Genomic DNA, 8,244 nt, shown 5'->3' with positions numbered 1-8,244 from the left:
GACTGGGATGTCAATCGTTTCTTGGTTATAGGTATTGGTAATCTTGGCTAGTTTCGATGAATAGCCGCCCACAGCAAAGTGCGTCCAAGTGTTTTCACCTTGATAGTGAATAGTCGATGCATTCACCGTTCCGTCAGTATTGAAAGTAATGTTAATGGTAATCTGCCCCGCACTCTGATCGTTCGGCAAGATGTCACGAGAAACATTAGCACCTTCCAACCAAACAAAGTAGTCACCACCTCCGTCTAAGTATTGCCCCAAGTCTTTCAGTGGCTGCTTGAAATTATCTGGTTGGGAAGCTGCTATAACATTTTGCAACATAGCAACACGCTCCGCTTGCGGAATATGGTTTAGGGTCCATACAACAAAAGGTCCGTTTTTCGTTAAACGCGTAATAATAAAAGCCGGATTTTGCAATGACCAGTCTGTTTGATTTTGAGACGGCTCGCAATAAACATTCTCTATCACGCTTTCAGTGTAAACAGGAGTCCCCTCGTCGAAGTCATTGATGCCCAGCTCATTGATGGTGTAAGTAATCAAATTACCATCAGCATCATGCAAAGGCAGATTCTTCCATTCCACTACAGTGTCGGGATACCTGAGGGTAGCCGTTGCATAAACCTCATTATTCGCCATCACCTGTACCGTAATGTCAGGAGGAGTCATCCCCTCAGGAACACCCGCCCATGTTTTTTCAAAACGCAGGGAAGTGATGTCAGCCGGATTTGTCTCGTAGAAGCTGTTTTTAACGTTCAAACCATCTTCTATCTTTGAAAATCCTCCCGGCACAAAGTCGTTGCCGTCGGCGTCCACTTCCTGCACCTTGTAGATGTACTCATTTCCGTTTTCGTCATAGCGGAGCAGCGATTCACCTAATCCTACATCTGTCTGATTCCAGGATACAGTATTGCTGATAACCGCTTTGGGGCTTCCTATTTTGGTCTCGCTGTTATCGCTGTTTATGCGAATCAGTTGAAACCAGATATCAGGCTTATCGGTTGGTGCATTCACCCATGTTTTGGTGGCTGTGACGCTCATGTTCTCGGTCTGTTTGTTAGTGACCGTCACTGTTTGATTGAGTGCACCGATGTCGATGGTTACATCCGCACTGTTGCCTGAGACCGAAGGATTCTCATTGACTTGCACGCTGGTGGTATAGCCGGTGGTTGTTTCAGTCACCGTATATGTTCCTTTGACCAGATTTGTCAACGTTTTTGTCCAAGATCCATTGTCCGGTAAGTCGAACGTCCGGTTATAGCTATTTGGTCCCGTGACCGAGAAAGAGAACGATACAGCCGCTCGGGTGCCGCTCTTTGCGGATACCACCGACTGATCTAGGACCTTGGTAATGGTTAGCGTTCCCGGCTTTTCTTTATTGACAACCTTTACTTCGACATCGGCCGTATTGCCGTCAGTGATTGTAAATTTTCTGTCGGCACCGGAAACCGCCACACCATCAACGTAATAGCTCACATCGTAGTCGGACAGATTTCCCGTCTCCTCAAAGGTATAGGTACTAGCATACCTTAGGTCGGTCATCAGTTTAGTACTGCTCTCCGTATTGGTGTTCAGTGTGAAACTACGGACAGTGCCAGCACCACCTGCCTCGGGTCCTGTCACCTGAACAGTAAAGCTCCGGTCAGCGGTAATAACAGTGCCGTCTTTGTCCTGAAGTTCTTTGACAACCTTATACAGCACAGGGTTGACCTTCGGCACCGGAAAAGTGCCGGTCTGCTGATTTCCACCTGCGTCCGTGTACTGTATCTGCGCACTGCCATTGGTCGGATACTCACCATTTACATCCGGAGTCTGAGCCAGGATATCGTCATTGATCTCAATCGTATATTTCAGTTCTGCGTATTTGATATCGCTGCCTGGCTCAATTGGAGTTGTCAGCGTTCCCGGATTCCAACTGATGCTCTTAGTAGTTGCGTTATATGTGGCAGGTGGACTTGCCGGGACGGTTATAATGCCACTAACGTTAGCCGCGGGAATTTGGAATCCCGCTCCCATCGGATCGGTAACGGCAGCTTCCTTAACGGCGGCACCAATCTGACCAGCAATTGCCTGGAATACCGGGTCTAATTGACTGACGTCTGAAACCTCTGTAAAAGTACCGTCATTTTGTTTCATGCGACTGAGAACGTCACTACCGGTGCCACCCGTCTGCAAGCCAATGGTGTAGACATTATAGCCGGCAACACCGGCAAAGCCAGCTTCCGCGATGGCAGAGTTGCCGTGATTGTAGTAAGCTCGTTCCAACAGATACCACTCAATATAAGAGTCAATACTGCTGCCGTTGCCTACTCTAGATGTTCCATAGGCCGATGAGGCATAGCCTGTTCCTGTAACATAGTCAGAACCATCATGTACGTAGCCATCTCTACGAACCGTACTATTGGGAATCTCATAAGAATAGGTCGGCACCCCGTCCGACAAAAGGACGATATGCTTGTGATCTGCTGTTGAGTTGGCGAGCAAAGCCTCCGCCTGCTTCACACCCGCTTGAGTAAAGGTCCCGCCATTTGCATTAAGACCATTGATGGCAGATTTCAGAGTTGTAGCATCGTTGGTTAGCCCCTGATTCGTCGTGACATCCCCTGAAAAAGAGACCACAGCGATTCGGGTAGTATCGGACGGTAGCAACTCGTCTACAAATGCATTAGCTGCTTGCTGAGCTGCTGCCATACGACCTTGATCATTCATCGACCCGGATCGGTCGATCACCAAGACAACATCGGATGTCTCTCTCGTATCTTTCCCTTCAATTCTTAAGGTGACTTCCCAGGTATTAACAATCCCGGCAATGGGTTTCGCCTCTTTGAAAAGCATGACTTCGCCGGGCTGTGTCGGGTGGTCTGTTCCGATGACTGGGGAGTTATTGGCAGCCATAGTGTTCATCGAACGCATCATCCGCACACCGCCAAATGACATGACGGGAAAAATACCATAGTCAATCTCTCCACCGTAGGGCGAATCATCCGGTGCAAGCAAATGGTCTGGATTATCATCAAGCCCGGCTTTTTCTGCTTCCCCTGGAGCCGGCTTTTCACTGCTAGCACTTTCCGAATTGGACATTTCCGAGGAAGCAGGAAGACCACTTCCCTCTGAAACTTCCGCCTGCGAGCCATCAGCCCCTTCAGCAGAATTACCAACACCCTCTTCCGGAAGCTCCGTCTGGGGCAGTTCTACATCCACCGACCCAGCTGGCTCGGCCTCAGCACTAGGACCTACATCACTCTCCTCTGAAACTTCTGACACATCCTTCCAGACGGCTTTAACTACAGTATCAGAACGAATTTGCACTTCTTCATTGGGAGCATATTCCGTTCCACCTATACCCCAGGTTTTAAAAGTGCACCCTTCAGGGGCTATGAATCCGTTTTCAGGCAATGTAATGTATTCCATACATGCCACGGTAAGCGGCTTCATTTCTCCACTACCGCCATTTGCATCATAACTGACCGAAACTTCAAAATCTCCAGATGTTTCTGCTGCAGCGATAGGCATAAAGGCCGAAACCAAAGGACTAAATATTAAGACAAAAACAATGAGCCAAGAAAAGGTGAGTTTAATTTTTGATCGTTTTACCATAACTGTTGCTACCTCCTAAGTAAAATTATTGTATCATCTGATAACATGATGTGCTCATACGATGAAAGAAAAGAGATAACCCAATTCCCTCAATCTCTTTCATAATTAAGCACAGAAGAGAGAGGCTCAGGATGGCAGGCAGACCACACATGACCCTCTGCAATAGCTATCATTTTATTCATTATACCATATTGAGTCCTCCTTTAGGACCCCTTTTTTGCAAAAACAACGAGTAACTAGGCTTTACTCTCAAGTAATCACTGTCTCAAACAAATCTTCCACCTTACAATCCAAAGCGATGGCAATCTTCATGAGAACATCCATACGTACCGGCTCATTCTTACTCAGCTTTGCAATCGAGTTTGAACTAATCTTTGCCGCATTTTTTAAGTCGACTTTTTTCATGTCTTTATCAATCAAAAGCTTCCACAGCTTGTTATATTGAATTCTCATGGTGTTTCTTTCCTGCTCCATTTCCATCCGAACAATGCCTCCTCATCATTATCAAGTTTCAAAACGGTGTTCTTTTTGACAATGTCCTGTGCCTCTCTGTCATAGCTATCAGCTCGATCAAAGGCGATAAATATCTGTTTGTCTGTCTCGTTTGCATATAGCTGTAAAATTCGCTCCACCGTCTCATAAGAAATATTTACAAAGAGTAACGAGTCATGTGCCATAGCCGGCAGAACAGTATTTCTCAGCGTAGCCAAGTCGTAAATCAACATCCCCTTAAAATTAGTTCCCGTACCGGTATCCTTGGGTGTTTCAAAAGAGTAGCTGTTGTACTCCTTAATATTGAGTACCGGAGGATTATCCAATCCTTGGGAAACAACATCACTAATCTCCGCCATACTGCTATTAACTTTAGAATTAATCTCGTTAAGCACCATTCCTGTCTGGGACTTAAGGCGATCACTCGCTTGTTTTTTCTCATTTTGTAATCTGTTTCTTGTTTCAAAAGCTTCGTTTTCATCTTCTAATTTATGAATCCTGCGGTCGAGTTCTGTGTAAGTGTTTAAAAACTCCTGGCTAAAAGCCATCGACGGTTGGATGTTCTCTAATTCCTTCTGCAGACTTTCAATTACTTCTCTAAGTGGCTGAATTTCTTCTTTAATTTTTTCTTGTTCAGCTTCCAGCTCATCATGCAAAATGGCCTGAATCTTGTTATGGAAGCGCTCAACATCCAAAATTTTAGCCAGGTTTGCTTCCGGAAAAAACTCCTGCAGATTCTTTAAATCCGCCTCTGTCGGATACACTCCTTGCGTAAGATTAAGATTTATCAAATGCAGATCATTTTCTTTGTGTCGAAGTTTCCGCCTGGCATCCTGAATTGCCATCCGCAATTCATTAGTTTGTTCAGCCTTCTTGACTTCTTCTTCGCTGAAAGATTGATCGCCGCTCAACTCTAATTCCGACTTTTTCCTTTTCAGTTCAGAAATTATCTGGATGTTTTCTTCATATTTTTTCATTCCATCAACAGCAGACGGAATAAACTGATATCTTCGTGCTTTACGAAAAGCATCTATTCTAGCCTCAGCGGTTTTTAGTTGCTGTTCGAAAGCTTCAATCTCAGCGTACTGATTATAAAGAGCAACAAGGACACGGATCGCTTTTTCTTGATTCTCTGATTGCCCGGTATCTTGTAGCGGGCGAAATTCGTCATAATTCTTTTTCCCATAAATCCTGAAAAAACGGCTGATTGTATTTCTGAATTTTAGGCCTGGTAAATCCATTTTGTATTTTTTGCACAGCCAATCAGTAAAATCCTGCAGGTCAATCTCATTCAGAATATTGTCGTTCTCATCAACCCTAATAATACTATTCGCCTGTGCAGTACTACGAACAAATCGATACTCAATACTGTCAAACTCAAAAACAAATTCAATGTTATGATTTCCGAGTTGTTTTACAGCATCACTTGAAAGGTACGTATTTCCACCAAATACAAAATCGATGATGAGAAGCATTGTTGATTTTCCGATGGAGTTTACTCCTGTTCCTCCGCCCAGGATAATATTCAATCCCTTATGAAATCGAATAGGCCTCCTTTTTTGCCCATTCACTTTAAAAAGTTCACAGCTTATTTTTTTGAGCATCTGGTAATCCTCCCTTCATTCTCTATTAATCGTATTTCACCCAGTGCATAGAGAATGTCTAGTGCATATATTAATTCCAAAGGACCGCCCAGTACTCCACCAATACTGTGCAATATCTCGCTTGGAGAAAGAGGTTCATCCAGCACTTCAAGTACATAAGGAATCTTTGAGAGAGCTGTTTCACTATATGAAAACAGCTTATTTGGTAAAAGCATCAAACACCTCACACGACTGTATAAAATATGCAATCACGATGTTGCAATAAAAGATATCCTGCTTGGTAATGGCACGCAATTTTTCTGATAAAGCAGTATAAATTTGCTCGGGACTATACTTCTTATCCGCAAGCTTCTCATATGCGGCTTTTATTTGCGCCCTAAGCAAAAGATCATTGAACAATTTCTTCTTTGCCTCATCTTGCATTGACTTCTCAACAAACAAGAAATATTTAGTTACATCGCTCGTAACCTGGTTAAGTAATATGCTGTGACTTCCTTCATCAATTTTCTCGGATACACTCAGAGCCTCATAACTAATTTCAATAAAATCTTTAGGTTTTGCTCTTGAGAGATTGGAAACAACCTGACTGATACCTTTTTCAATACCTATTGTGTCAAGCACATTTTTTGAATCACGGGTTTGCATCTGCACTTTTTTAATGGCTTGCAACGCTGTTTCTTCAACTTTAGTATGTTTAAAGGCGTATTTCTGAAAACAGTCATGGCATAGAGCTATAAAAGATTTATATGTAACACTTTTACTGTTGTCTATGCGAGCTGCTTCATAGTCTTCAACAGTGTTATTATCGGCATCTTCAACTTGTAAACTTTTACTGCAGCCTGGCATAGAGCATATATGATCAGAATCCGCCAACAGAGAGGAACCGAAGGATGTTTTAGCTTGGCTTGAAGTGTTTTTTGCGAGAGTTAATCTGCGCTCATTTTCCAATTTTGGATTTATGATAAATTCCAGAGATTTTTTAAATAGCTCGAAAAGAACCTCACCTACATTATCTTTATCAACACTTTCGTGAAAAGGTCTTATGCTTTCAGCAAGCGACTCTTTTACAACATCTGTCCTGTCATAATTTATAGATTCAACAAAATTATCTTTTGTAAGTCGACCCAGCATTGCTTTTGCCAACTTTTTAGTAGGCCCTTTCGTATAGAACTTCCGTAAGGATGCATCCTTATTGACCTGTTCTGACGAAGGGTCTTTTTTTGTTGTCCAATCCTCTTCAGGAATATCACAGAGCATCTGAATCAAGGTGCGCATAAATTCCGGAACATCCGCATCTTTCATAAGGTACGGATGTACAGCATGGACTAATTCATGAAATAACATCCCTGCGACCTCCTTAGCAAAGTATCCAAAGTATCTCACGTCATCTCAAAACATCTAATTCCAGGATAACCCCCTCGGTACAATAGGGGTAATCGAAGAATAGTGTGTAAATTATATCGCTTTTTGTCTGTTTTTACAACTACAACTTGGCGAACGCCAATTTTTCTTTGATCAATAACCGCAAACCTCTAAAAAGGAGGTGACAAGTATGGCCAAGCGAAACTCGAAGCAGACATCGAGAAAAGTAGCTCGTAAAGCCTCTCACATTTTGCGAGACGGACGCTACAGCAAGAAGTCAAAGTCTGTGGCAGGCAGCGCTTTATCGCAAACCAAGCCTAAGCGCAAGTAATTTCACCCGGCAGTGCAGAGACAGCCCTTAACTGGACAGCCTGCATTGCCAAAGTCGTAATCAACCTAAAAATTATCTAAAGCCGATCTGTGCACGGAAAGGCAGAGGATACAGAAAACGTCAAAACACTGCACTAAGCAGTCATGGCGATTTCAGTACCTTTCTTTTCTGTGCCCATTTTTCGGCTCTAAAGGTCTCGTGTACTGAATCGCACGGGACCTTTTCTTTATTCCTTTGCCCTTTCCTCCGGACGGCGGAAAGGACAAAAATGAAAAATTTAGGCAAACAAAGTCAATCCAAGAAACAACGCTACTACCCGTTAAGAAGACCGGACAACCCCTATAGCGTCGACCTTATCCCGGTCAGTGAAGAAATATATCAGGAATTAAACCTAAGCATCAATCGAATCCGAAAGCAGGAACAGCGGGCAGGTCGCTGTTTCTGCCCCAAACATCTCTTTTGGAAGTGTGCGGCTGACTGTGATGTCTGCCCTTATCACAAAAAAGGAGAATTCCTTTCACTGGATGTAGAAGTCGCAGATGAAGACAAGGATATGAGCACGCTTATCGACCTAATCGCAGATGAATCAGATTTATCTGAAGAACTGGAAGAAAAGGCATTCAAAGAAGCTGTTCAAGCTGCAGTTCAAAGCTTATCTCCCCGTGACTGGGAAATAACCCGACTGTTTATGGACGGTCTTAGTGAACGAGCTATCGCATCTAAAATCGACTGTCCGAGAAAAACCGTGAACTACAGAAAATCGGTCATTTTCAAAACCCTGCTAGAGAAATTAAGTGACTGGTTCTAGCCAATTAAAAACTTTTTTCAATTTCGTTTGCCCAAAATCCCTCCTCTTGTCCA

Annotated in this window: 6 protein-coding genes; 1 reads left to right on the top strand and 5 read right to left on the bottom strand. The window is 43.4% G+C overall.

All coding sequences use genetic code 11. The features are described 5' to 3' along the window. The 5 genes from EF514_RS01280 to EF514_RS01260 all read right to left on the bottom strand — a co-directional run. Positions 1-3,594: VWA domain-containing protein (locus tag EF514_RS01280; RefSeq protein WP_127723009.1), on the bottom strand; the 3,594-nt coding region annotated here is incomplete at its 3' end. Positions 3,595-3,843: 249 nt separating this feature from the next. Further along, the gene (locus EF514_RS01275) at positions 3,844-4,047 is read right to left on the bottom strand and encodes a helix-turn-helix domain-containing protein (RefSeq protein WP_127723038.1); all 204 of its coding nucleotides are present in this window, start codon (positions 4,045-4,047) and stop codon (positions 3,844-3,846) included. Next, entirely contained in the window at positions 4,044-5,690 is a 1,647-nt protein-coding gene (locus EF514_RS01270) for a DUF2326 domain-containing protein (protein WP_127723007.1), read from the bottom strand. The genes EF514_RS01275 and EF514_RS01270 overlap by 4 nt, the downstream gene beginning before the upstream one ends. After that, the gene (locus tag EF514_RS01265) at positions 5,675-5,905 is read right to left on the bottom strand and encodes an ABC-three component system middle component 7 (protein WP_127723005.1); all 231 of its coding nucleotides are present in this window, start codon (positions 5,903-5,905) and stop codon (positions 5,675-5,677) included. Before EF514_RS01265 ends, EF514_RS01270 begins: the two co-directional genes overlap by 16 nt. After that, entirely contained in the window at positions 5,889-7,034 is a 1,146-nt protein-coding gene (locus EF514_RS01260) for an ABC-three component system protein (RefSeq protein WP_127723003.1), read from the bottom strand. The genes EF514_RS01265 and EF514_RS01260 overlap by 17 nt, the downstream gene beginning before the upstream one ends. Before the next feature lie 617 nt (positions 7,035-7,651). On the opposite strand from EF514_RS01260, the gene EF514_RS01255 reads away from it, so the two are divergent. Further along, entirely contained in the window at positions 7,652-8,191 is a 540-nt protein-coding gene (locus tag EF514_RS01255) for a helix-turn-helix transcriptional regulator (protein ID WP_127723001.1), read from the top strand. Positions 8,192-8,244 lie beyond the last annotated feature (53 nt).

Source organism: Anaerosphaera multitolerans (assembly GCF_004006535.1).
Classification (GTDB): Bacteria; Bacillota; Clostridia; order Tissierellales; family Peptoniphilaceae; genus Anaerosphaera; species Anaerosphaera multitolerans.
The sequence above is the reverse complement of the archived record's forward strand: the minus strand, read 5'-3'. Positions and strand labels throughout refer to the sequence as shown.